This is a genomic window from Polycladomyces zharkentensis (assembly GCF_016938855.1).
GTDB classification, from domain to species: domain Bacteria; phylum Bacillota; class Bacilli; order Thermoactinomycetales; family JIR-001; genus Polycladomyces; species Polycladomyces zharkentensis.
The window spans coordinates 1-25,788 of record NZ_JAFHAP010000010.1 but is presented as its reverse complement, the minus strand read 5'-3'; the positions used below and the strand labels follow the sequence as shown (position 1 = coordinate 25,788).

Below are 25,788 nucleotides of genomic sequence, written 5' to 3'. Positions count from 1 at the left end.
GAATAAAGAGTGATTCACTTGCCGAACAATTGATCAGGCCCGGCAACTGCCAGGCCTGCAAGTGAAATGACACATCATCATTTGGTAAAAATCTTCACTTCCTTCGGTCCCAAGGTGGAGGTGATGGCGCCGTTGTTGACGGTGGCCGTGTCCGTTCCCATCCGGTTATACAGCACAGTGCCGTCGGGCAGATTGGAGAGATTGGGAATGGTGCGTGTCTGGCTGTTCCAGGAGTTGTTGATCATCACCACAACCTCGTCGCCGTTTTTGGACCGTTGGAAGGCGTAGAAGGTGTCGTCCACCCATTTTTCCTCCTGCGAACCGTCCTGCAGGGCGGGATGAGCGTTGCGAATGCTGTTCAGTTTGGCGATGTATTTGTACAGTTCGTGGTTGGGATTGAAAACCATGTCCTCACGGTTGTAGGGATCATTGCCGCCGCTGAATCCCTGTTCCGTTCCCTGATAAACGATGGGTATGCCGCGGGAAGTGAAGATAAACCCGAGGGCTGCTTTCAACTGTGGCCACTTGTCCCAGCTGGCACCGGGCCGCCCGGTGGCGTCGGACAAAAAGCGGGGAACATCGTGGTTGTCGATGAACAGGCCGTTGGTGAATTTGTTTTGATAACGCCAATCATCGGCATAGCGGTCCCGGATTTGATACATCGACTGATCGTGCCCGAAGACGTTTTTGATCGTGTAATACATGGGGAAATCCAGCACAGCATCCAGATAATTGGTGTAATCCGCGACATAAGCGGGATCTCCGCTGTACACCTCACCGATGGTGAATGTGTTGGCGGCGGCGTCAAAATCGCGCCAGAACCACTTCGGAACGTGTTTCACCGTGTCCACGCGCAAGCCGTCCACGACTGTGGTCTGCACCAGCCAGCGAATCCAGTTTTTCAACTCGGCGGCAGTGGCCGGGTTCTCCTGATTCAGATCGTCCAAACCCGCTACGTCCCCGTTTTCCACCCACCATTGATCATTCCAGTCTTGCACATCGCCGTTGTGGTGATACCAATCATGCTTGTCAAATGGCGGAGCCGCATAGCTGCCGGGTTGGAAATCGCCCGTGTGGTTGGCCACCACGTCCAACATGACGGAAATCCCCTTGCTGTGAGCGGTCTGCACCAACTCCTGCAATTTGGCCATCGAACCCAGATGGCCGTCCACGCTGTAGAAGTCGTAGGTCCAGTAGCCATGGTAAGCGTTTGCACTTTTCTGCATCGTAACCGGTGTGATCCAAATCGCGTTGAAGCCCATTCCCTTGATGTAATCCAGCTGATTGATAATCCCTTGGAAATCACCGCCATGCCATTTGCGCGGGTCCGATTTGTCCGATGCGAATCCCCCGTAGTTGTTGTTGGATGGATCACCATCGGAAAACCGGTCCGTCATGATGAAATAGATGCTTTTCTTTTGCCATTCCGTGGACGTCAATGCCTGAGCGGGAGGGGTGGAACCTGTCCATAACAAACCCGCGAGTGTCGCAATGACGACCGTGCGCAACACCCATCTCATCCACATCGCCACCTCCGTGATGGTTTACCGGTTGTGAAACCGGTTTCGCAAAAGATCATACAAAAATTGCGAAAATATTTCAAGATTCGCATATATGCGCAAACATGTGCAAAATGAAGAAAACGATTGCAAAAGCGTTCTGGTGCTATCTTTCGGTTGTTTATACAAAAGGTTTATCAATCAGTAAAAAAGATGGTACATCGTTTGTGCAAACGTTTTCCCATCCAAAAAACAACCGGCGCCGAAATGCGGCACCGGTTGATTGATCACTGCAAGGACTGTTCCGAAGCAGGTTTTTTACGGTTCGGGAAATACCACGGATAAGCGAGAGTATCGTCACTCCATCTGAATGCCAGCGATGCGCTGGCGATACCCAGAATGACGCCGGCCAGCAATTCATGATCCAGTGGATTCCCAAATACAAAATGGAAAACAGAATGATGGCGGCCGAAACGACCGTCAATCGGGCAAACCGGCGATTTTTGGACTGATACGCGATCATGGCCATCATTCCGATTTGGAACCATCTAGATCTTAAACCCGATGTAGTTGATCAGAATCCCTCCACATAGCGTCAGGATCATGGCGAGGGAAAAAGCAATGATGACGATCCGACGTGAAAAAACGCTTGGGAGTAGAAACATATTTCGCATATCGATCATTTGTCCGATCACCAAGAACCCCAATACCCCTCCAGTTGTTGTCAATCCCGACAGTGAGCGTGCAACAAATGCATCTGCTTCTGAACAGAGGGATAACAGAATAGCGAGAATCATCATCCCTGCAACGGACCAAATTGGATCTTTTCCAACAGGAGACAATACGGATGCAGGAATCCACGTTTGCAATACGGCAGCCACTGCTGCACTGGCAACCACAAATCCCCCGACTTCGAAAAACTCGATAATCGCATGTCCAATAACTGCACCAAAGACTTGCGAGACAGATCGTCTATGTTGAACAGAGCGCGTAGTCGCTGTTTCTGCTAGAGCATGTTCGTAACATCTCGTTTCCAAATGTTTATTTTCCTTTGTTTCAATAGAGAGGAGTATCCAGCCAATCACGACAGAAATAACAAACGTTGTGGTCACCCGCAACCACATCATGGAAGCATTCATGCCAAACGCGACATAAGTTGCAATCATTGTGATCGGATTAACTACAGGCGCTGACAGTGTGAAGGACACTGCTACAGAAGTTGGCATTCCCTTTCTTATCAAGCTACGAGCAACCGGGATCGTTCCGCAATCACAAACCGGGAGAACCAGTCCGAAAAGAGAGGAGACGAGAACAGCCATTTTACCGTTTTTCGGCATCAGCCGTAACATTCTCTCTTGTGACACGAGTTCCTGAATCAACGAAGAAAGTAATACGCCTAATAAAACGAAAGGCAACGACTCAAGGACAATGGAAAGAAATATTGTTTGTGCGGCTTGCCACATTGTTTTAGTTGCCCCCTGTCACATTCAGTCCGGTGAAATAGATATAAGGATCTTTGGGTTCCTTAATTTGTTTAATGGTATGAACGAACAGTACGGGCTTTTCCGGGTAACCGTAATACCAATTGGTGGCTTCAATGCGGTCTAATTGAGGAATCTTCCGTGTTGATATCGTCCCTTCAATATGTACCCAAGAATTGTTTTTGTACTTCGCTGCGTCCTTCATCTCTACTGCAATTCCAATCGGACTCGCATCAGCCGCACAGCAGGCAATTAAGTATCGGCACAAGATCATGCGGTTTGACGGCCAACCATCTGGATGATAAACAAATCCAGTAAATTTGAACCTCCGATTAAAATAATACTCTGGTGCTATTAAGATATTTTCCGCCACATCGGCTAAGGACAATTCCGATCCTTCTTTGGGTTTTGGAGGTTTTGTAACATACGACGCCTCTTCTCGGGGAACCTTTGATAAGTCGACTTTGGGTAACGTTTGAAGACCATTTTTCATCTTTGAGACTCCTAATGCTTGAGTAGGCACTAACAATCCCAGAACAACGGGGACTACTAACAGAAGCGACACCGGATTCAATTGGCCATGATCATGCGCATGATGATGGGAATGATCATGGTCACACTCACAAGATGACCGCTTCGTAAAGAATGTCAACAGAGCATACAAGGTCATCACAACGAGGACACCGAGTGTCAGCTTCAATAAAGCTGCAATATGAGGGGCTACTAATTTGTGGATTTCCCCGGTGCCAAAAAGCTTGATCAGATAGATCGAAAAACCAAATAGAATCACAGCTTGCAATAATCTTCCAAAATCAAATCGTTTCCTCTTCATTCACTTTCACCTCACCTTTGGGATCTCACCCGCAATCGTACATCCCATTTTCAGGGCGCTGAAATGGTCGGAGAGGCCATAACCAGCTTTCTTGCAGAGTATAGGTGAAGCAAGGCGGGAAAGTACTGGGACAATTTCCGCCGGATACGCTCGATTTGAACATTGATCCTGTCTCCATAAATACGAATAATTACGCTTTATTGGCCAGTATAACATACTCATCAGATGGATTCCACATCAAAAGGTCACTTCGACTAATTTCGACTAATAGGTAAAATTCATGCATAAAGGGCTTCCGGATTATGTAGACAACAACTGTTGAATAGGTTTATCATAAGTTCATATAAATCATAATGATTACGATTTAATCATTGTGTATCCAGTAGGGTTGACTAATCGTATGTATTTGAATGGAGGAATGGATATGAAATTGTTGCGCTACGGATGGTTTGTCTTTCTTGTGGTGGGAATTTGCTTCCTCGTCGGATGTACCACTTCGGCAATGGGGGACCAATCTTCACAGAAAGAAAAAATCCAGGTATATGCCAGCTTTTATCCTTTGGCGGATTTTGCGGAAAAGATCGGAGGACATTATGTTGAGGTTACGAACATGGTGCCGGCTGGAGTGGAACCGCATGATTTCGAACCCTCTCCTAAACAGATGAGCCGATTGTCAGAAGCTGACGTATTCATTTACAACGGTGCTGGATTGGAAGGTTGGGTCGACAAAGTTAAGCCCTTTTTGGATACGAAACGAACAGTGATTGTAAATTCGACTCGATCCATCCAGTTGCACCCGTCGGAGGAGTCACATAAAGAGGAACATGACCACGGGGTGTATGATCCTCATGTATGGTTGGATCCAGTTTTGGCCAAGCAGCAAGCTGCAGCGATCCGTGATGGTTTGATCCAAGCCGACCCCAAACACGAAAAAGCTTATCGAGCGAATTATAAACGATTGGAGGCAGGTTTAAACGATTTGCACCATCGTTTTCAAGAAATCGCCAACCGAGCGACAAAACATCAATTCATCGTTTCTCATGCGGCCTTTGGGTATTTAGCCAAACGATATGGTTGGGAGCAGATCCCGGTTTCCGGTCTGTCACCGGAAGACGAGCCTACTGCGAAGGAGTTGGAGAAAATCACAGATATCGCCCGAAAACACGCAATCCACTACATCCTCTTTGAAACCCTGGTCAATGGAAAAGCGGCTAACGCTGTCAAAAAGGAAATCGGCGCGGAATCGTTAACCTTGAACCCAGTGGAGGGACTGACCCAAAAAGAACGAGATAGAGGTGAGGATTACTTCTCCATGATGAAAAAGAACGCAGAGAGTTTAGAGAAGGCATTGGAAGCTCAGCCAAACTAAAAACAATACTCCCTTATCTTGGAAGGAAACCTTCTATTCATCGGTGATACAGAGTTGAAACATACTCTCTGCAAACCGGGGAGATATTGGCCTTTGGATGCCATTCCGGCCAGCACAACCTCTATTTTTTGTTCAGTCGTTCACTTATGCGCATGCATGTGCAACGCTGATGCATGTTTCCATGACAAAAGAGGATACTGGTGATGGGCAAGGAATAATCAATGAAAGGGGGCAATTTCTTTGAGTGAATTAGAGCATCAGGTTCATGGAAACCATGGACACATTCACAGCTTATCTTGTGGTCATACCAAAATCCTTCATAGAGGCCATGTTGATTATGTACATGATGGCCATCTTCATCATCAACATGGGGATCATTGGGATGAATGCAAAATTGATGTATCTGATATAAACCCGGACACATGTCGTCCTGTTGCTTGTGGTTGTAACCATGATAAAGATTGTGGTCACGAGATGGTTCCTCATGGTGATCATACAGATTATCTGGTAAATGGTCGGCTTCATCACGTTCATGGTGATCATTGTGATGATCATGGGCCTGTGGAATTGATCACTGTTCAATCAGGATAAAATGAAGCTCGTTTTAAAAAAACAACATCCCCTCGATCAAGAAGAAGTCGAGGGGGTGTTGTTTTTTTCTTCAATGATAAGACTGTTCCGAAGCAGGTTTTTTTCGGTTCGGGAAATACCACGGATAAGCGAGTGTATAGTCACTCCATCTGAATGCCAGCGATGCGCTGACGATGCCCAGAATGACGCCGGCCAGCAAATCCATGATCCAGTGGATACCCAAATACAAAATGGAAAACAGAATGACGGCGGCCGAAACGATCGTCAATCGGGCAAACCGGCGATTTTTGGACTGATACGCGATCATGGCCATCATGACTGAGATGGACGTATGCAGGCTGGGGAAGGAGTTGTCCAATCCGGAGAAATGACGGTATTGTTCCTCAAAGGCCGGATAGACGTCTGGGATCAGGAATCGTATAGCCGGATGCATGTGCCATGTCTCTTCCACCGGTATGAACAGGAAAAACGGGATCGCGAGAAAATAATTGAGCGAAATGGCATACAAAAACGCGTACAACGAACGGAAGTCCTTTTCCCGATGGTAGATGGCCAGTGAAGCAACCATCACAGCCGCAAATACAATCACATAAAAATAGGTGGTGATGTAGGTGAGAGGCCGGGATGCCAATGTTTGTTGAAACAAGGGCGTCACATGGCCTTCAAAGGCAAAAATGTACGGGGTGAAATCGATTTTTTGCTGAATATGCGGTTCGATCAAGAGTTCCAGCTTGTTGAGCAGCAATACACTGAGTGCCCCCGCAAAAAGGATCAACAGGCGCCTCTGTCGAAAGAGATCGATGACAAAGCCGTGCAGGGCGGAGAAAGGATTGGAACGAAGACACCAGCCGATGATGAGGAGGATAGATGCAATCCAGGTTACGATGATCGTTTCGACTGACTGAAACACCGATTCCCCTCCTTTATATGAAAAGGAAAGCTCCGGCATCGTTCAGACCGAAGCGTTGGGCTTTTGAATATATTCCCCGCGCGTGCACACTTGAAACCGGATGTTTCTGATTTTGTCATCGACTGGAGTTGACGCCGAGCATGCCGCCCAATGCACTTAATCCAAACGCAGCTCCGGTAAACAGCAACGGTTGCAGACGCATGGCGGTATCAAAAGCGAGAAATGCGATCATCCAGACGATGAGTGCATACATCAAACCGGTCATTCCCCCGTACAACCAACCTTTCCGCTTGCTTTTCCTTCCGGCAAGCCAACCGCCGCCGATCAGGGCGAAGCCATTGATGCCGTATGTGAACAACGGCAGGGAAGATTCCTGTACGGAAGTCCAGCGCAACAAAAACGTGACCAATACCGATCCGGCGATCACTACCGTCCAGATCAGAAGCAACCCTGCCAACAGGGGGGAGCGCAGGCGAAATTTGGATGAATGATCCACCATGGGCGTTTTCATGGCCATCCTCCTGATTGTCCGATTTTGTACATGGGTATGAACTTTCTCATGGTTTTATGATCGTGCGGCCATCATAAATCTCGTGCCGCTGGACGAAACTAGTGGGGAAAGCGACGGACGATCTTGGTCAAACATGCCCTGGAAGGCCTCGCCAAGGCCAATGCCACAAGGATACGGAACCCCAGTCGGGATGCAAATCGGGAGAAAGGGGGCACGGCCATGGAATGGTGGTCACTGTTTCTTCGTTCATTATTCGCATATTTTTTGGTACTGTTGGTTATGCGGTTGATGGGCAAGCGGGAAATCGGCAAGCTGTCCATATTCGATCTGGTTGTGTTCATCATGATTGCCGATTTGGCCGTTATCTTCATTGAAGATACCCGCGTGCCGTTGATGAAAGGCATGATTCCGATCATGACCCTGTTGTTGGGACAACTGATACTTTCTTATCTTTCATTGAAAAATACCCACCTGCGTCATTTGGTGGACGGCCAACCCTCTGTCCTGATCAAAAACGGCAAGATCATGGAAGAGGAAATGGCCAAACAGCGATACAATTTGGATGATCTCATGACGCAGTTGCGGGAGAAAAACATATCCAACATCTCCGACGTGGAATTTGCGATTTTGGAGACTACGGGGAAATTGAGCGTCATCCCGCGCACGTCGGAGGAAAAAAGGGAAGAAAGAGACGCAGATGAAAATGCGGGGTTCCGTCCGTTTATGATGCCGGTAACGTTGATTGTGGATGGCAAGGTACAGGAAGAAGGATTGAACCAGATCGGACAAAACCGTTTTTGGTTGAAAAACCAAATTCAGCAGTACGGATACAAGGACTTCAAAGAGATTTTCTTCGCCAGCGTCGATCACCGGGGACGGCTCTATATCGATCCCAAAAAGGATTAACGCGGCAGAAGGCGGTTCATCCATTTGCCGATCACCGGCAAGTGTCGGGCATCCTCTCCGCGAATGAGCGAAAACAGGATCAGGAGTGCACCGTACACCCCGGCACTCACCCCAACTGTGGACAATAACCGCAACCACAACGCACCGATGCTGTGATTCAACCACAGGTACGATACTGTCCCCATTCCGGCGATGCAGACGGTGAGTTTGATCCAGCCCTTCAGATGCACGGTGAACGGAATATGGCGCATGATGCTCAAGAGATGGAGCGACGTTACGATGACGATTCCACAATTGATAGCCAGTGCCACTCCGTCGATCCCGAGGGATGGACGGGAGGCGAACAGAAAAATCAATCCTGTTTTGATCAACGATCCGAAAATGGAATTGCGCATGGCCTCGTTTGCTTTGTCCAACCCTTGCAGAACAGCCGCCAACGGTCCCTGGAGGTACAGGAAGACGGCGAAGGGGGCAAGAATCTGCATCAAGCGGGCCACCTCTGTGTTGTGGTAAACCAAGAGTGTCAAAGGCTCAGCCAATACAAACATCCACACCGCGCAAGGAGCGCCGACGATCAGTGACAACCGAACCGCCTGCCGGAGACGATGTTCGACCAATCGACGCTGTCCGCGTGCCGCCGCTTCGGATACGGCGGGGACGAGTGAAACGGACAGCGCATATGTGATGAATGCCGGAAAATAGACCAACGGAATGGCCATTCCCTCCAATTGTCCATACAGTGCCGTCGCCGTGGCGGTTGCAATGCCGGCGATGGCCAGGCTCTGGGAGACGACAATCGGTTCCACCGCATAGGAAAGCGAACCGAACGTTCTGCTGGCTGTAACAGGTAAAGCCAACCGACTCAGCCGTTTCAGGGTGCCGACGCTGTCCTTCCGTCCAATCCGCATGCGAAGCGGCGGTCTCCGGGGATCATTGCGAAATGCGCGCAACAACACGAACAAACCTGCCCCTTCTCCCGCCACAATGCCGAACATGGCGCCTGCCGATGCGTATTCCACACCATAGGGCAACAAATATTGCGCCAACAGGAGAATCGTGGCGATTCGAACGATCTGCTCGACGATCTGGGCAACCGCATACGGATTCATCTGTTGGCGTCCCTGAAAATAGCCCCGAAAGATGGAAGCGATCGCCACGATGGGGATAACGGGAGCGATCCCCGTCAAAGCGTAGACGGCTCTCTCATCCGTCAAGAGATGGGAGGCAATCCACGGTGCAAACAGAACCGTCATTCCCGTCAACACCATACTGGTGACGATGACGATACCCAGCGATACCCTCAGGATGAAGCGGATGCGTTCTTCATCGCCGGTGGCTTCGGCTTCCGAGACCAGCTTGGAGATGGCCACGGGCAAGCCCGCAGTCGCGAGGACGATCACGAACAGCAGGATCGGGAACGCCATTTGGAACAAGCCCATGCCTTCGTCGCCGATGATACGGGACAAAGCAATCCGGTAGACAAATCCGAGGATTTTCGTGATAAACCCCGCACCGACCAGGATCAGGGTGCCGTGCAAAAAAGACTGCTTGGTCACCTGTGGTCCCCGCTTTCTTTCAGATGTGTCTGATCGATGGAACCAGACACACTTTTTTCCATACAAGCCTATGCCCTTGTCCAATCGATTCATGACTAAAAATCGTCGGTTGATTTTCCGGCAGGATTTTGATAGAAAGGGATCGAATCACCCTGTAGGAGGGCCTTCGATTGCGCCTGTGGAAGGAGGTCTGCGTCAACATGCGGCAATCTTTGAAACCGGTGACCCGGAAAGCCAAGTCCTCTGTGGAGCTGTTGAGCGAATCCGAGCTGATGCAGTGTATCGAGGATTTGTGCAACAGCAAAGCCGAAGAATTCCGGATGTACGGATACGAAAATGTGACGGGTGAACAGGTGTGGGCTTGCGTTTCCGAGAATTATCGGCGTGGGTGGCCGCGCTTGAACCGCCTGGTGAATGACATTTTGTCCCTGAAAGCTACCCGTTTCATGAACTGGCTGATGATCAGCGTTTACAAATCGGATTCGCTGGACAAGCGTGATTGAGGAAACGTGTTTGACACCATCGGAAGGATTTGCCGATGGTGTTTTTTTCTTGCCGATTATATAGAAAAACGGATTGGTTAAATGAAAATCTCAGGTCAAGGGTATACGATTCTGACTTCTTTATCGAAAGCCGGATTTGACGGAAGGCAGTTCTGGTGGACGGGATGCTTAAATCCGTTTGATCCCTTCAACCTCGCGGTTGTTTCTGCAACAAAGAGACATTCACGCCCTTCAGTTGGCTGAGGGGGGATGTTTCTTATGATAGAGGTGAGTTCTTATTGTAGAGAAGTTGGAATCAGTCCATATCAAAGAACTGCAAAAGGCCCGGAACGATAAATTGACATGGCCCGATCCAGTTGGGATAATGGGAATAGTTGTCTGGGCAAATGAAGGAGGATCGGATGTATGAGGGTTCGCTGGGGTCAACTCGTTTGGTTTTCCCTCTTGGTGATCGCCGTTTTGGCGACGGTGGCGCTGACCACGAAAGACGTCGTCAATCGGATCACATTGGGACTGGATTTGAGAGGCGGTTTCGAAGTCTTGTACGAAGCGAAGCCCCACGAAAAGGGACAGAAGATCACCCCGCAAACGTTGGCCAGTGCGGCGGAAGCCCTGCGGAACCGGATCGACGTGTTGGGTGTGACCGAACCTGACATCACCATCGAAGGAAACAACCGGATTCGCGTGCAGTTGGCCGGGGTGAAGGACAAGGAGAAGGCGCGTGAGATCCTGGGCAAACCGGCCCGTCTCACATTCCGGGATCCTACCGGAAAAAAAGTGCTCCTGGACGGGGGAGACCTGAAGGAGGGCAGTGCATCGCAGGATTATGACCAAAGTGGACGGCCTGCCGTAATGCTGGAACTGAAGAATCCGCAGAAGTTTTATGATTTGACGCGGAAGTATGTTGGACAACCCATGCCGATCTATTTGGACGACCAGCAGCTGGATGCACCGGTGATCAATGAGCCGATTCCCAACGGCAAAGCGATCATCACGGGAAACTTTACGGCGGAGTCGGCCAAAACATTGGCCAATCTGCTCAACGCCGGATCGCTGCCGGTCGACTTGAAAGAAAAGCAAAGCTACTCCGTGGATGCCAGTCTCGGACAGGATTCACTGATGAAAAGCTTGCGCGCCGGCTTGATCGCGCTGGTGATGATTTTTGTTTTCGTGATCGGTTATTATCGGTTGCCGGGATTGATCGCCGTTGTGACGCTGCTGGCGTATTCCTATCTGGTATTGTTGACTTTCTCTTTGTTGAACGTCACGTTGACGTTGCCGGGCATTGCCGCTTACATACTCGGGATCGGGATGGCGGTGGACGCCAACATCATCATGTATGAGCGGATCAAGGAAGAAATGCGTCGGGGCAAAAGCATTCCCGCCTCCGTGCGTTCCGGCTCCCGTCGATCGTTCCTCACCATCTTTGACGCCAACATCACAACCGTGTTGGCGGCTGCGGTGCTGTTCTACTTCGGAACTGCCGGCGTGAAAGGATTTGCCGTCTCGCTGATCGTCAGCATCGCCGTCAGCTTCCTCACTGCGGTGGCGTTGGCACGGATTCTGATGACTCTGCTGTTGAAGGCCAATGTGCTGAAAAGCCCGGCGTTGTTTGGTGTGAAGGAGAGTGAGATCGGTGAACTATAAACTGGACTTCGTCAGACGTCGCAAATGGTTTTATCTCATCTCCGGTGTGCTGTTGTTGCTGGGCTTGGTATCGTTCTTGCTGCAAGGACTCAACCTTGGGATCGACTTCAAGTCCGGGACCCGGGTGGATGTTCGCATCGGTCATCCCTATGATTTGACGGAAGCCAAAAAGGTGTTGACCGGATTGGGTTACAAGGACGCCAATGTGCGGGCGGCCGGTAACAACAAAGAGGTACTGGTGTTTCGCACCAATGAGGTGCTTTCTCCCGACAAGGTGGCGAAGATACGCACGGCATTCCAGCAGAAGTACGGCAAACAAGTGGACATTCAGGAGCAAAAGGTGGATCCGATCATCGGGCAGGAACTGGTTCGAAACGCGATCATCTCCGTGGCGATCGCGTCGATCGGAATCATCCTGTACCTGACGATCCGGTTTGAGTATCGGTTTGCTGTTTCCGCCGTGGTGGCGCTGTTGCATGACGTATTGATCGTAATCGGGCTGTTCTCACTGTTTCAGTGGGAAGTGGATCTGGTGTTCGTGGCCGCCATCCTCACCATCGTCGGGTATTCGGTCAACGACACGATCGTGATTTTCGACCGGATTCGCGAAAACGTGGAACTGCATAAACCCAAAAAGTTCGAAGATCTGGCCCGTGTGGTGAACGAGAGCATCCACCAAACGCTGGTTCGTTCGATCAACACGGTATTGACCGTGGTGTTCGGTGCAGCCACTCTGCTGTTGTTCGGAGGGGAAAGTATTTTCTACTTCTCACTGGCATTGTTGCTGGGACTGCTTTTCGGCGCGTATTCGTCGATTTTCATCGCGAGCCAAATCTGGCTCGATTGGAAATGGCGCTCGATGAATCGGGCCAACCCGGCTTCCGAATAAGAATGAAAGAAATCACATAAACTTCCATTGGCCGCGGTATTCCGCGGCCATCTCTTTCGGAGGTTTCCACCATGAGATCGGATCAATTTCGTCAAGCGGAAAAGGGAGCTTGGATCGGGATCATCGGAAACGCGCTGTTGGCTTTATTCAAGGGGATGATCGGCGTGATGGCACAGAGTCAAGCCTTGATCGCGGACGCTGTCCATTCGGCCTCCGATGTGGCCGGTTCCCTCGCCGTGCTGATCGGGGTGCGGGCCGCGCAATTGCCGCCGGATGAAGATCATCCTTACGGCCACGGCAAAGCCGAATCCATCGCTGCGATTATCGTCGCGGTGCTGCTGGGCGTAGTGGGATTTCAGATGGTGTATGACTCGTTTGAGTCGCTGTTTGTACCCGCTCGGGCGCCCGGTTGGTGGGCCGCTGTTGCCGCAGTGGTTTCCATGGTCGTCAAGGAATGGATGTTTCGCTACAAGTACCGGTTGGGCCAACGGATTGGTTCGCAGGCTTTGATTGTCAACGCGTGGGAACACCGTTCCGACGTGTTTTCCTCATTTGCCGCTTTGCTTGGAATCGGCGGCGCGATTTTGGGAGCTCGCCTGGGTGTATCCCCGTTGGTTTATTTGGATGCGGTTGCAGGCATCTTTGTATCCATTCTGGTTTTGCTGATGGCTTACAAGTTGGCCAAAGAGTCGATTCACACCACGATGGACCACGTTTTGCACGAGGAGGATGCCGCGGAGTTGGTGGATACGGCCGCTTCCGTACCCGGGGTGACGCGGGTGGACGAGTTGCGCGCCAGAGAGCACGGACATTATGTCATCGTTGACGTGAAAATCGCGGTAGATCCCCAGATCACGGTGGAACAGGGACATCAAATCGGCAAACGGGTCAAACATACGCTGATGGATCGCTTTGATCATGTTTCCGACGTGCTGGTACATGTCAATCCCTATTCCGAAGAAGAAAAGAAGACATGACTTCGGTGGGGGTGTGCTATAATGGAAGCGCAAAGCGAGGTGATCCTGATTCCATGCTGCGCCCGAAAACACGCTGGCTGACCGTGGAGGCGGATCAGGCCAGCTGTTCTGCCTTGGCGGACTCGCTTGGAGTCCATCCGGTCGTCGCGCGTCTCTTGGTCAATCGGGGATTGACCGAGGTGGAATCTGCGCGGCGGTTTTTACGTGCAGACGCTTCCGATTTGCACGATCCTTTTTTGATGGACGGGATGGAAGAAGCGGTGGACCGCATCCGAACAGCACTGAAACGAAATGAGAAAATCTTGGTATACGGTGATTACGACGCAGACGGTATATCCAGTACCGCCTTGATGATGACGGTATTGCGGCGCCTGGGTGCTGATGCACACTATTACATACCCAATCGTTTTCGTGAAGGATATGGGTTGAACAAGGAAGCGCTGGCCAAAGCCAAAGCGGATGAGGTCGATTTGGTCATTACGGTGGATACCGGTATCAGTGCGGTGGAAGAAGCCGCATATGCCCGGGAGTTGGGGTTGGATCTCATCATTACGGACCATCACGAACCTCCGGATGTGATCCCCGAGTCATTGGCGGTGATCAATCCAAAAAAGCCGAACTGCCCGTATCCGTTTGATATGTTGGCCGGAGTGGGCGTTGCGTTCAAATTGGTTCAGGCTTTGCTGGGAGAAGTGCCGGAAGAAGTGTGGGAATTGGCGGCACTGGGTACGATCGCGGACCTCGTCCCATTGGTGGATGAAAACCGAATCATCGCTGTCGGCGGTTTGCGTAGAATGAACCAGCGGAGACATGTCGGCCTGCGGGCGTTGATGGATGTCTCCGGGATCCGCGGCGAGGTGGGGTCGGGTCATGTCGGATTTTCGCTCGGTCCGAGAATCAATGCGAGCGGACGTCTGGACAGTGCGGTGCATGCGGTGGAACTGTTGTTGACGCAAGACGATGAAACCGCTTATGCGCTGGCCAATCAACTGGATCAGATGAACCGGGAACGACAACAATTGGTAGAGAAGATCTTTGCGGAAGCGCAGGCGATGGTGGAAGCGGACCCTGAAGCGCATCGCCGGTTCATCGTGGTCGCATCACCCGGTTGGAATGTCGGTGTCATCGGTATCGTTGCATCCCGGTTGGTGGAACGCTACTACCGGCCCGCCATCGTGCTCGGTATCGACGAGGAGACGGGGATGGCCAAAGGTTCGGCACGCAGTATCGAAGGACTGGACATGTATCGTGCCCTGTCGGAGTGCGCCGATCTGCTCCCTCATTTCGGCGGCCACAAAATGGCGGCGGGCATGACGCTTCCGGCCCGGGACGTACCGGAATTGCACCGGCGGCTGAACCGTCTGGCGGCCGAATGGCTGACCGAGGAGGATTACATTCCGGTCTCCCGGGTGGAATCCGAACTGACACCGGATCAGGTGAGCGTGGAATTGATCGAACAATTAGAGCACCTTGCACCGTACGGCGTGGGGAATCCCACCCCGCGGTTTCGTGTCACGGGAGCGGGTTTGTCCCAAATCCAACTAATGGGAGCGGACCGCAATCATGTGAAATTGATTTTATCGGGCGGAAACGGTACATTGGATGCGGTGGGATTCCGTATGAAGGAGTTGGCCGAGGAAATCACCCCGCACGCCCGGATCGAGGTGTTGGGAGAACTGCAGATCAACGAGTGGAACAACCAACGAACCCCTCAGCTGTTGATTCGCGATGTTCACGTTCCGCACGTCCAGATCTTCGATTGGCGGGGAAACGGAGACAAACGGGATCGACTGGATCGGTTGCTTGCGGATCCGTACACGTTATTGCTGACTTCCGCTCCTGAAAAGACATTGGCTCCGGATCAACCGACGGCTTGGTCGGTATCCTGGGACGAATGGGAGAAGGAAGCACAGACGGCACCGGAGCGGTGGTCGGAGATTCGCCGGTTGGTGTTGTTGGAACCCCCTCCCAGTTTGCAGACGTGGGAACGGCTCGTTTACACACTTTCGCATGTGGAACGTTTTTATTTCGCGTTCGGCGATGCCGGGATGGATGATGTGCTGTTGAAAACCCCGGACAGGGAAGGGTTCAAACAATTGTACGGTTGGTTGTTGCGCGTGGAGTCAGTTCGTTTGCCGCGGGATTTACAACGTCTTCAAAAGCTGACCGGTCTTTCCAGGCGGATGATCGCCTTCATGTTGCGGGTGTTTCAGGAACTGGAATTTGTGGATGGCAGCGGGGATCATCTTCGGGTCGTGCCACAACCGGCCAAGCGACCGCTCCACACCTCCGCTTCCTATCGGCGGCAGATCGAGCGAGAGCGCGTGATGCGCCAACTCGTGTATTCTTCCTACCGGGAATTATGCCATTATGTATTCGATCTTCTGGGACTGGACTTGAAAATAGGAGGAGACGAAAATGGATTTCAAAGAAAAGATTCGCGTCATTCCGGACTTCCCGCAACCGGGTATTCGGTTTAAGGACATCACCACGCTGTTAAAGGAAGGACCGGCTTACCGCGCAGCCATCGATACCATGGTGGAACGTCTGAAGGACAAGCAAATCGACTTGATTGTCGGACCGGAAGCACGGGGGTTCGTCGTCGGCGCGCCGTTGGCCTACGCATTGGGGGCCGGCTTCGTACCTGTACGAAAAGCGGGCAAATTGCCGGGGGAAACGATTGAAACCGAGTACAGCCTGGAATACGGGAAAGACAAACTGGCCATCCACCGGGATGCGATCCAGCCGGGGCAACGCGTACTGGTTGCGGATGACCTCCTGGCCACGGGCGGTACGATCAGTGCCACGATCAACCTGGTTCGACAACTCCAGGGCGAGTTGGTGGGCGCTGCGTTTTTCATTGAATTGACCTACCTCAACGGTCGCGAAAAATTGCAAGGCATCGACGTGTTCTCCTTGGTTCGGTATTGAGTTGTCAACCGTTTGGCACCGGAATCTCCCGGTGCTTTTTTCATGTCATGGCCCATACATATGAGAAAAAAGGACAGGTCAAGGAGCGGAAAGTCATGGGCAAACGAGGCCGAATTCGGTTGGAAGACCTCGCGGGATGGGGATTCATCCTGCCGCTGATGGCGGGATTGTTGATGTTTCGGTTGTATCCGTTGGTGGAATCCCTGAGACTCAGTTTTTTTCATACCAACGGGGTGGTGGAAACGTGGGCGGGATGGGACAATTACCGTTACCTGCTGCTGGACGATGATTTCTGGGAAGCGCTGCGCAACACACTGGTTCTGGGTGGGATGGGAATAGCGATCAGCATTCCCGGTTCGTTGGTGTTGGCGACATGGATTCATTCGGCCCGATGGTGCCGCACCTTTTTCCGTGCGGTGTATTTCCTGCCCAACATCACGTCGATGGTGGCGGTGGCGGTCGTTTTTCAGTTTCTTTTCTATCCCACCGATCAAGGGTTGATCAATTATGTGCTGACCGGATTGGGTCTTCCGGCGCAGGGTTGGTTTGCCGATCCCGATACATCCAAGCTGGCGGTGGCTCTGATGGGCGTATGGCATGGGATCGGATATTCTATCTTGATCGTGTTGGCGGGTTTGCAGTCGGTGCCGGGCGAATTGTATGAAGCGGCCTCGATTGACGGCGCCGGACCGTTTCGACAATGGTGGCACGTAACCTTGCCGGGCGTCCGCCCGATTCTCGTTTTTTTGCTGATCACCGGCATGATCAGCGCCATGCGGCGATTCAACGACGTATGGATGATTGGCGGCGAGGCGGGCAATCCCGGGGGGAGTTTGTCCACATTGATGCTGTACATCTATCGTGTCGGTTTTCACAGCTTTGAGCTGGGCAAGGCTTCAGCCGCCGCGTATTTGTTGTTTGTTGTCGTCTTTTTGCTCACGTTGGCTCATTTTCGCCTGATCCGGTTTCAACGGCGTGAATAGGGTTGTCTGTGTAATCCGGTTCGAAAGAATTGCTGACAAAGTATGCAAAGCCGTCTAACGCACGTGGTAACATCAGGTACAAAATCCGTGGTTTTATGATGATGTTGAATCAATGAAAAAACCGGCGATTCCAGCCGACAAAAAATAGATGGCAACGAGCGCAAGTAAACAGAAACAAACGATTGCCATTCCCCATGTTCGCCGAACCGACCGAAGCCCGGTATCCACGTACTGTTCACCGGTATCAGGACGATAAAGAATGGTTTTACTTTCCCCGACAATCGGTCTTTTCTCCATAGGAGAATACATACTGCCGTTGATCGAAAAGCCCCGTCCGTTGTTTTTCGGTGTCCAGCAAACGATGATTTCCGTGCAAATCGGTATAAGCGTAAACGGGACAATAAATATGATGGACAACAGTTGTGACACCTTGGAGAAGATAACCGACTTTCATCGGTTCATCCAGTTCCACTTTTTTTACATCAATGATAACCCCCACGGTGGGTACCATATGCTGCATCACATATTGATACTTTTTAAATAGTTGAATGATATATCGGATAAAGAAAAAGGAAATCAGTAACAAGAAAAATCCACCAAGGATGAAGACAATGGAGAGAAACCACATGAACTTTCATCCCTTTCTTACGCGACCGTTCTTAGATACTTTCAAGGAGGCGATGAATGACAGCGGGAGCATAAATCAAAACAAGAAGGATGAGACTGATGGTGAATATGGGTTTCGCAAACTTCATACTTTTTTCCCACAGATGATCTGTGGAAAGTGTATAGTTCCCCGCAGGAAAAATAAAAAAATATAGCGAGAACACGAGACAGGCCGATGTACGGATGATGATTTTTATTGTGTGCGTCGGTGAAGTGGCAATGGATAGGATGGTTAGGATGAGAAGAATATAGAAAGAGATTTTCACAAATTTCAGTATCGTCTCTTTGAATCTCGTTTTAAAAAGACCAATGCCTGCTATGAAATAAAAGATCGTAACCGGTGTTAACCACAGGATATGTAGTGATTCAAAGAAACCCATTTTCATCGGCTCCTTAGTCAATATATTGATCTCTCCCTTATATTAAGGATTTATAGATAACATATCAATGAAGATTCTTCTTTACACGAAGAAAGAGTTGGGGAAAAAGAGGGTTTCAATTCAATCGCCATTGGCGGGAGATGAACCAGGACAAGATCCCGACAAACATCTCACTCCAGGTTCTGGATAAAACGCCTTCCAAAAAGTTTTTTTCTCAGGTGTGATCTAGTTCACATCTTTTTCGTGTAGCTATAAATATAATAGTAAATTGAATATAGTAAGAAACTGAGGAGGATGTATCATGACACAATCAAGAACAGAGTGGGGCTTGTTGTTGGGTCGAATCGTTTTGGGTATCGTGATGTTGGCACATGGATTGCAAAAAATGTTTGCACTGGGTCAAGTGGCGCAGATGTTCACTGGTCAAATGGGATTGCCGGGACCGTTGGCATATGTCGTGGCTGTGGTGGAGACCGTAGCCGGATTGTTATTGATCGTGGGATTGTGGGTGGAAATCGCAGCCGCGGCAGTCGGATTGGTGATGGTGGGGGCGATCGCCACAGTCAAATGGAAAGCGGGCTTTTTCGGCGGATACGAACTGGATCTGGCATTGTTGGGACTCAGTCTGGTGCTGACGCTGAGCGGCAGTCGGAAATGGGCGTTGTCTTCGCTGTGGTCAAAAAAAGCATCATCGGAGGAGGACCCTACCGACGCAAGCTGACTAATACCGGTTCCATCGCAGAACCGGTTTGGTTGTTGCCAAAGTGGTGGGTTTCGGTTTCCCGTCTGAAACTCTGCGCTTGACAGGAAATTCGGAACTGTTCCTCTAAAAGAGGGTGGTCGTATTTCCGCATTTGACCACATAGCTTGCCGACAAGAGGAGCGGAAAGGAAAGCGCCTCACCTGAAATCGTGAATGGTTCGCCACATGTCAGTAGTCTCACCGGTTCCATCGAGGAACCGGTTTTTTATGTCCGCCGAGTCCGGCAATCACCCGGTGTGGCGGGCACATAACCATTGCGGAAAGCCCATACAATGGACTAACCACTTTCATGAGAGGAGGGGGACCATGTTTCGTCAAACCACTTGGGGTCAATGGTGCGTCATGGTGTTGTTGTCGATCGGGGCGGGGATCATGCTGGTTCCGTTCCTGTGGATGGTGTCCACCAGTTTGGACGGTCAGGCGATGACGCAGGTGCCGTTTCCGCCGCGATTGATTCCGGAGGAGCCGACTTGGAAAAGCTATGTCATTCCGTTTGCCAATGTACCGCTGGCCCGCTATTTTCTCAATTCCTTTCTTATTGCATTGTGTGAAGTATCGGTTTCCGTATTGTCGGCATTGATGGCGGGATATGCGTTTTCCCTGCTGCGTTTCCGCGGTGCGAGAGGGTTGTTTCTGTTTGCATTGGGAACGTTGATGATCCCGCCGGAAGTGGCGATGATTCCCTCGTTTCTGCTGCTGAATGAATGGGGGATGACCAATTCGTTGTGGGCATTTCTTTTGCCGTCATTGGCGGCGGTCGTCGGTACGTTTTTGGTCAAGCAGTACATGGATACATTACCTGCGGAATTGCGGGATGCGGCCAAAATGGATGGCGCATCCGAATGGACCATTTTCTGGCGCATCTATGTTCCGCTGTCCGGACCGGTTATCGCCACACTGGTGATCCTGCAGTTTTTATGGTCTTGGAATGACGTGTTGTGGCCGTTGTTGATGCTGAGTCATCCGGACTGGTATACCGTGCAGATCGGGGTGGCGATGTTTGTGCATGACAGCGGTCAGCGGATTTTGCCCGCCATTCACATGGCGGTGGCGGTACTCAGTTTGTTGCCGGTGCTGGTCTTGTATCTGCTGTTACAGCGGTATGTGGTGAAAAGTATCGCTTATTCCGGGATCAAGCAATGAGGGGGATGCGGAATGAGACGGCAACGTTGGTTTCTCGGCGGGTGGTTTGCGGTGCTGTTGACGGTGATGACGGCTTGCTCAGGCTCCCAAGACTGGAAAGTAAGCGGAGATCCGGCCCGGTTGGAGGGCAAAGTGGTGGTCAACACCATCGACTTTAAAATCGACGATTACACGGATCCGGTGACGGGAGCCAAAATGCCGGGACTGAAGACCGCGATGAAACCCTTTTTGAAAAAACATCCAAATTTGCAGGTGGAATTCATCAACATACCGTGGCAGGATTACAACACCAAACAGCAAACCATGCTGATGAGCGGGCAGGCGGATGTGTTCTATCTCCCGCAGTTTCGCGCCTTTTATGAGCAGGGACTGATCCGCCCGATCGATGATCTGCTCCGGCAAGACACCACGCTGCGGCTTTCCTCACGTTATCAGCGGTCGGTTTTGCCACTGATCAAAGACCGTACGGGGAAAAATACGTTGGGACTGCCGTCCGGGGCGTTTTCGCGTCTGATCACGGTGGACAATCAACTGTTCCGCGATTGGGGGGTCGAACCGCTGTCGACCCGTCCCACACCCGAAGAAGTATTGGCGAAAGCGAAGCGTATGACGGGGAAAAATCCACGAACGGGTGAACAAACCTACGGCCTCTACTGGGACGGCGTCTGGCGCACCTCCACACTGTTGGAAAGCTTGATCAGCTATTATGGGGGGAGAAACGAGGTGGTCACCGGTGACGTCTCCCGACCGCACACGTTGAATTTCCACTTTCACCATCCCGCATTTGTCAAAAGCGTGCAGTGGATGATGGCGGCAACCCCCTATGTTCATCCCGGATTCCTGGTGAGCCAGGGACAGGAAAACCTGTTTACCGACCGGAATCAGCATGCGATCGTGCTGGAAAACCCCAACATGGAAGTACCGTGGAAACAATATGTCGGGAAAAAGGATAGCCGTTTGTTGCAACGCTTTTCCCTGCGTGTCAACTTCAAGGGACCGGATGGCTTGGGTTCGCCGATCAGCACGACGCCGTGGTGCATCTCAGCCAAAACGCGCAACCCGGCGGCGGCGTGGGAAGTGGTCAAATTCCTCTCAGGCCCCCAAATTCAGCAGTTCAAATACGAAAATGAAATGGTTCCGCCCAGCGTTCAGCCCTTTGATTTCCAAAGAAAAGACGATCCCTATGTGCCCGTCTACGTTCAAAATGCCAAAACCAATACCACTACGCCGTGGTTGATGGATATGCCGTACCAAAAAACGATCCTGGTCCCCTGGGTGAGCAAAGTGTTATCCCAGGTGCAGCAAGGAAAGCGGGTCGATCTGAACAAAGAGATTGACCAGTTGCAACAGCGAATGGAACAATGGGCCGAGGAACAGGGGCGTTGACAAGGTGGTTTCGGGTGAGTCGTGTTTCTGCTCTCCTGCAATGCTGTGAGGTGGTTCGTGGGAAAACGGTCAATCTCTTTCAGAGAAGCGGAGCCCTCTTTCTTTCCTGTCAAGCGACCTGGCTGTCGTTCCGGAGCGAAACGGGAGATCGGAGCACGCAGACTTTGTCAACAAACTGGGCGAACGGATACCGCTTGGCTTTTTCTGCCCTGCCCTCCGGGAATGACAACAGCGTTTCCATGCCGTACAATGGAACCAACACGTTCGACAAAAAGAGGCGATATCAGATGAATCAACAACCTGCCGTACTCTCCGTCGTCGGGTATTCCAACTCCGGCAAAACCACTCTGATCACCCGTCTGATCGAGCGATTGTGCCAACACGGGTGGAAAGTGGGGACAATCAAGCACCACGGGAAAACCATGGAATGGGACCGGCCGGGCAAGGACACGTGGCGGCACCGAGAGGCCGGGGCGGACATCGTGACGATCAGCGCGTCCAATCAGACGGTGGTGTGTTTTCCGCGGACATTGGAGGTGGAAGAGCTGTTGCCCTTTTACTCTGCGTGTGATCTCGTGCTGGTGGAAGGATTCAAGCGGGCGGGTTGGCCAAAATGGGTCGTCCTTCGCCGGGAGGAAGATTTCCCGCTGTTGAGGGAGTTGCACAACATCCAGGCGGTGGTCAGCTGGTTTCCGATCGACGACTGTCCGTATCCGCTGTACGCCGTCGACGATGTGGACGGTATGGAAGCGGCTTTGGTCCGTTGGTTGAATCAAGCGTGATCCCACCATCCCTTCCATGTGGAAGGGATTTTTTTGCATTCCATGGCAGACGGGTTAAAGGGATGAGAGAAAAAGGATGGATTTTTACCTTCGTGAGAGAGATTCCGCTCAAACGGCATGTGCAGTTCCGCAAGCAGAACGGTGGGTTGTACCGTGTGGAAGTGATGGAGACGGGAATCAATGTTCGGATTTCGATCAGGATTTCTTTACAAAAAATCAAAAGGTGTATTTTTGCACCGGACAGAAAATATATTTCTGAAAATTGGATCAGGGAGGTATGGTGGCGATGCGTTTCCGATGGTGGTTGGCGCTCGTTGTTTTGACCGTTGGGCTGGGAGTGGGGGTACCGCAGGGTGCTGCGGCAGGTGTGACCGATTTGTCTGCAGAACAATGGAAGGACGTGGAACAGGCCAAGGCAAAGACGGAGAGGGAGTTGATTCAGCCGTCCAAGGTGTTTGATATCCAAAAAGTGCGGGAGGAATCCCGGAAACGGAACTTGGATTCGAACAAAGTACTTCAGCGTCAACAAATAGGTGCGATAGCAAGTGCGGTGGGAACCGCTGGTGACATACTGGTGACCCTGGACGGCACCAGCTCCGGCTCTTCGGCCTGGGCAGGCGGGCACGCAGGTGTGGTGTCGGATGTCTCCGGCTATGTGGTGGAGAGCTTCGGCAACAAGGGTGACCTGAACGGCGTACGCCACTGGCCCAACGACTGGGCGACCCGGTATCACCATGTGCGGGGGTTGTGGGTGTCCGGCGCGTATGATTCCAACTACGCTTACTCCGCCTCCTATTCCCGAAACCAGATCGGTCTTCCGTACAACTACAACTTTTTCAACATCACCACCACCAGTTCGTTCTACTGCTCCCAGCTGGTCTGGCGCTCCTGGTACAACCAGGGATGGGAGCTCAATGACGGCGGTGCTGTCTGGCCGGTGGACCTGCTCGAAAGCCCTTATACCATCGTCTTCTACAGCCAGGGATAAGATCGGAAGCCGGTTGGGACATGACACGGCCACAGCGGTCATGGTCAGATGAGAGAAATGCCAAGCGAATTCGGCGGAGTGTGTCTCCGCATTTTTGTTGGAGGAAGGTGTGTGCATGAACAGCTGGTTTGCCCGGTTCATGGTGATCATCCTGATGTTGTCACAGACCTCCTGTGCTTGGGGTGACCCGGGTTTTGACCGGGCGGAGGTGGGTGTGATCTATACCGATGCGCTCCGTAAAGACAGCGAACTGGTCATGTTTGATCAAGGCGGAGAGCGAGTTGGCAGCCGACGTTTCAACGAAATGGGCATCTTCCGGATCGTGCCGGATGAGAGAGGGGACTGGCTCTTGCCCGTGCAGTTCGGTCAAGGGTGGATACGAATCACCAGGGAGGGCAAGGAGACAAAGGAAAGCGTCCGTCCGTTTCCGATTGATGTCCTTTCTAAGCCCGGTATCCTGCTGGCCTCATACAACAGCGGGCTCCATACCAATACACTGGAGGTAGATTTGAAGAAAGAGGGACGTACTTACCATGTGGAACTGGACGGTTTCCTCCGCGTCTTGGAGGCGGATGAGCAAAGGGTGTATGTGTTCGCCGACCTGGTGAGCGCCAAAAAGTCCCTCTTGTACGTGTTGGACCGGAAAACGGGCAAGATGAAGCGGGAGATCCCGCTGGAGACGGGTGAAGCGGATGACATTCTTCTGTCGGACGGTCGAGTCCTGCTGTCATCGAGGAGCGGAGGCGGGCGGATTGCCGTGGTGGAGCAGCAGAACTGGCAGGTGCGTTACGTGACGCTTCCCTTTGCCGAACCCCAATACCTGCTGCCGGACGGAGACCGAATCCTGGTCACGCATGCGGGTTCAAAAGGGCGGATCAGCATCCTGGATGCCGCCACCCTTCGGGTCACGGGTACGATACGGCTTCCCCAACCCATCTATAAGGTGAGTGAGGCGAACGGCAAGCTGTATGTTCTCACCCAATCGCACTCGCGGGAAAAAGGCGGGGAGATCGGAGTGTATTCCATCAAAGACTGGAAACGGGAGAGACGGTGGGATTTGCCTGTGATTCGCGATACCCTGGTGCAGGATTTGGAAGTGGCGGAGAGGTAGAAAGTGAACGCTTCGGTGGTGGTCATTCCCCAATATCTCAATCGGGGTTCAATCACCAAGTGAATGTATAAAGAGCAACCCGGCCCTTCAGGGTCGGGATGAAAGCAAGCGTCGGACGCAGGAGGGCTTTGTCCTGATCGCAAGACCAACAGAATTTTGGTACAATGGAGTCGAGAACTGCGAAAACACCTAAACTACTATACGAGCGAAAATTCGTTACAAAAATTACCCAGGCCTGGACGAAGCCTTCGTGGATGAATGTGGGCTGCCACTCCGGATGAAACAGGCCCACGGCAACAGAAGAGAGCTCCTCCGGTGCTTCAGCCGTGTGGGGCAAGTCACGATAGGTTGAAGAAATGATCAAAAGGAGGATCAGCCATGGCGCTTACCGAATCCAACATGTTTCCGCTCGGGGCAAAAGCTCCCTCTTTCACCCTGCCCGATGTCGTTTCCGGTAAAAACGTTTCCTTGGACGAATTGAAGTCGGAAATCGCCACCGTAATCATGTTTATCTGTAACCATTGTCCCTACGTCAAGCACGTGCAAGATCAACTGGTCAAACTGGCCAACGATTATATCCCCAAAGGCATTTCCTTTATCGCCATTAACGCCAATGACGCGGAAAAATACCCGGAAGATTCTCCTGAAAAGATGAAAGAAGTTGCCCAAAAGCTGGGATATCCGTTCCCTTATCTCTTTGACGAAACCCAAGAGGTTGCGAAAGCGTATCAAGCGGCTTGTACACCGGACTTCTACATTTTTGACCGGGACTTGAAATGCGTATACCGCGGACAGTTGGACGATTCCCGCCCCGGCAATGACATCCCCGTCACCGGCGAATCCATTCGCTCCGCCTTGGACAGCTTGCTTCGAAACGAGCCGATCACAGTGAAACAAAAACCCAGCATCGGATGCAATATCAAATGGAAAGATTGAACACTCCCTCCGCCTACGCTAACGCTTAGAGGCGGGGGATTCTCGGGTA

General features: G+C 51.5%; 24 protein-coding genes and 1 pseudogene. 17 read left to right on the top strand and 8 right to left on the bottom strand.

Going from position 1 to position 25,788, the window contains the following annotated elements:
- Nucleotides 1-77: 77 nt before the first annotated feature.
- From JQC72_RS11390 to JQC72_RS11375, 4 genes and pseudogenes are all read right to left on the bottom strand, one after another.
- Nucleotides 78-1,433, bottom strand: a pseudogene (locus tag JQC72_RS11390) (alpha-amylase family glycosyl hydrolase); the annotation flags it as partial.
- 353 nt (nt 1,434-1,786) lie between these two features.
- Nucleotides 1,787-2,047: a hypothetical protein gene (locus JQC72_RS11385; RefSeq protein WP_205495747.1), complete on the bottom strand. Its 261-nt coding sequence runs from the start codon at nt 2,045-2,047 to the stop codon at nt 1,787-1,789.
- Nucleotides 2,048-2,962, bottom strand: coding sequence for a permease (locus tag JQC72_RS11380; RefSeq protein WP_205495746.1), 915 nt, complete (start codon nt 2,960-2,962; stop codon nt 2,048-2,050).
- Between the two features lie 4 nt (nt 2,963-2,966).
- Nucleotides 2,967-3,812 carry a TIGR03943 family putative permease subunit gene (locus JQC72_RS11375; protein ID WP_205495745.1) on the bottom strand — a complete coding sequence of 282 codons (846 nt, stop codon included), beginning with the start codon at nt 3,810-3,812 and terminating at the stop codon, nt 2,967-2,969.
- Nucleotides 3,813-4,236: 424 nt separating this feature from the next.
- Between JQC72_RS11375 and JQC72_RS11370 the strand changes: the two genes are divergently transcribed.
- Both JQC72_RS11370 and JQC72_RS11365 read left to right on the top strand, forming a co-directional pair.
- Nucleotides 4,237-5,181, top strand: coding sequence for a metal ABC transporter substrate-binding protein (locus tag JQC72_RS11370; RefSeq protein ID WP_205495744.1), 945 nt, complete (start codon nt 4,237-4,239; stop codon nt 5,179-5,181).
- 240 nt (nt 5,182-5,421) lie between these two features.
- Nucleotides 5,422-5,772 (top strand): hypothetical protein, encoded by a 351-nt coding sequence (locus tag JQC72_RS11365; protein ID WP_205495742.1) that lies wholly within the window; start codon nt 5,422-5,424, stop codon nt 5,770-5,772.
- Nucleotides 5,773-5,842: 70 nt separating this feature from the next.
- Here JQC72_RS11365 and JQC72_RS11360 read toward each other — a convergent pair whose 3' ends face one another.
- Nucleotides 5,843-6,682, bottom strand: coding sequence for a phosphatase PAP2 family protein (locus JQC72_RS11360; protein ID WP_205495740.1), 840 nt, complete (start codon nt 6,680-6,682; stop codon nt 5,843-5,845).
- Nucleotides 6,683-6,797: 115 nt separating this feature from the next.
- The gene (locus tag JQC72_RS11355) at nt 6,798-7,193 is read right to left on the bottom strand and encodes a TIGR04086 family membrane protein (RefSeq protein ID WP_205495738.1); all 396 of its coding nucleotides are present in this window, start codon (nt 7,191-7,193) and stop codon (nt 6,798-6,800) included.
- A gap of 219 nt (nt 7,194-7,412) precedes the next feature.
- On the opposite strand from JQC72_RS11355, the gene JQC72_RS11350 reads away from it, so the two are divergent.
- Nucleotides 7,413-8,099 (top strand): DUF421 domain-containing protein, encoded by a 687-nt coding sequence (locus JQC72_RS11350; RefSeq protein WP_205495737.1) that lies wholly within the window; start codon nt 7,413-7,415, stop codon nt 8,097-8,099.
- Here JQC72_RS11350 and spoVB read toward each other — a convergent pair.
- The gene (gene spoVB, locus JQC72_RS11345; protein WP_335342450.1) at nt 8,096-9,655 is read right to left on the bottom strand and encodes a stage V sporulation protein B; all 1,560 of its coding nucleotides are present in this window, start codon (nt 9,653-9,655) and stop codon (nt 8,096-8,098) included. The genes JQC72_RS11350 and spoVB overlap by 4 nt on opposite strands.
- 170 nt (nt 9,656-9,825) lie before the next feature.
- On the opposite strand from spoVB, the gene JQC72_RS11340 reads away from it, so the two are divergent.
- The 7 genes from JQC72_RS11340 to JQC72_RS11315 all read left to right on the top strand — a co-directional run bounded on the left by JQC72_RS11340 (nt 9,826) and on the right by JQC72_RS11315 (nt 17,585).
- Nucleotides 9,826-10,158: a post-transcriptional regulator gene (locus tag JQC72_RS11340; RefSeq protein ID WP_302104795.1), complete on the top strand. Its 333-nt coding sequence runs from the start codon at nt 9,826-9,828 to the stop codon at nt 10,156-10,158.
- A gap of 405 nt (nt 10,159-10,563) precedes the next feature.
- Nucleotides 10,564-11,805, top strand: a complete 1,242-nt coding sequence (secD, locus tag JQC72_RS16585) for a protein translocase subunit SecD (RefSeq protein ID WP_302104794.1) — start codon at nt 10,564-10,566, stop codon at nt 11,803-11,805.
- Complete coding sequence (secF, locus tag JQC72_RS16580; protein ID WP_335342449.1) at nt 11,795-12,694, top strand: protein translocase subunit SecF; 900 nt, start codon at nt 11,795-11,797, stop codon at nt 12,692-12,694. The genes secD and secF overlap by 11 nt, the downstream gene beginning before the upstream one ends.
- A gap of 71 nt (nt 12,695-12,765) precedes the next feature.
- A complete protein-coding gene (locus JQC72_RS11330; RefSeq protein WP_205495735.1) occupies nt 12,766-13,671 on the top strand; it encodes a cation diffusion facilitator family transporter in 906 nt (301 codons plus the stop codon).
- 53 nt (nt 13,672-13,724) lie between these two features.
- Entirely contained in the window at nt 13,725-16,151 is a 2,427-nt protein-coding gene (recJ, locus tag JQC72_RS11325; protein ID WP_205495734.1) for a single-stranded-DNA-specific exonuclease RecJ, read from the top strand.
- Nucleotides 16,090-16,602, top strand: a complete 513-nt coding sequence (locus JQC72_RS11320; RefSeq protein WP_205495733.1) for an adenine phosphoribosyltransferase — start codon at nt 16,090-16,092, stop codon at nt 16,600-16,602. Before recJ ends, JQC72_RS11320 begins: the two co-directional genes overlap by 62 nt.
- Nucleotides 16,603-16,697: 95 nt before the next feature.
- Nucleotides 16,698-17,585 (top strand): carbohydrate ABC transporter permease, encoded by an 888-nt coding sequence (locus JQC72_RS11315; protein ID WP_205495732.1) that lies wholly within the window; start codon nt 16,698-16,700, stop codon nt 17,583-17,585.
- A 265-nt stretch (nt 17,586-17,850) separates the two neighbouring features.
- Here JQC72_RS11315 and JQC72_RS11310 read toward each other — a convergent pair whose 3' ends face one another.
- Nucleotides 17,851-18,171, bottom strand: coding sequence for a hypothetical protein (locus tag JQC72_RS11310; protein WP_205495730.1), 321 nt, complete (start codon nt 18,169-18,171; stop codon nt 17,851-17,853).
- A gap of 761 nt (nt 18,172-18,932) precedes the next feature.
- Between JQC72_RS11310 and JQC72_RS11305 the strand changes: the two genes are divergently transcribed.
- From JQC72_RS11305 to JQC72_RS11275, 7 genes are all read left to right on the top strand, one after another.
- Nucleotides 18,933-19,352: a DoxX family protein gene (locus JQC72_RS11305; RefSeq protein ID WP_205495728.1), complete on the top strand. Its 420-nt coding sequence runs from the start codon at nt 18,933-18,935 to the stop codon at nt 19,350-19,352.
- A 347-nt stretch (nt 19,353-19,699) separates the two neighbouring features.
- Nucleotides 19,700-20,536 carry a carbohydrate ABC transporter permease gene (locus JQC72_RS11300; RefSeq protein WP_205495726.1) on the top strand — a complete coding sequence of 279 codons (837 nt, stop codon included), beginning with the start codon at nt 19,700-19,702 and terminating at the stop codon, nt 20,534-20,536.
- A gap of 12 nt (nt 20,537-20,548) precedes the next feature.
- A complete protein-coding gene (locus tag JQC72_RS11295) occupies nt 20,549-21,922 on the top strand; it encodes an ABC transporter substrate-binding protein (protein ID WP_205495725.1) in 1,374 nt (457 codons plus the stop codon).
- A 287-nt stretch (nt 21,923-22,209) separates the two neighbouring features.
- Nucleotides 22,210-22,704, top strand: coding sequence for a molybdopterin-guanine dinucleotide biosynthesis protein B (gene mobB, locus JQC72_RS11290; RefSeq protein WP_205495722.1), 495 nt, complete (start codon nt 22,210-22,212; stop codon nt 22,702-22,704).
- A gap of 286 nt (nt 22,705-22,990) precedes the next feature.
- Entirely contained in the window at nt 22,991-23,692 is a 702-nt protein-coding gene (locus JQC72_RS11285) for a YiiX/YebB-like N1pC/P60 family cysteine hydrolase (protein WP_205495720.1), read from the top strand.
- A gap of 115 nt (nt 23,693-23,807) precedes the next feature.
- On the top strand, nt 23,808-24,803 hold the full coding sequence (locus JQC72_RS11280; protein WP_205495718.1) for a YncE family protein: 996 nt from the start codon (nt 23,808-23,810) through the stop codon (nt 24,801-24,803).
- 378 nt (nt 24,804-25,181) lie between these two features.
- On the top strand, nt 25,182-25,739 hold the full coding sequence (locus tag JQC72_RS11275) for a thioredoxin family protein (protein WP_205495717.1): 558 nt from the start codon (nt 25,182-25,184) through the stop codon (nt 25,737-25,739).
- Nucleotides 25,740-25,788: the final 49 nt, after the last annotated feature.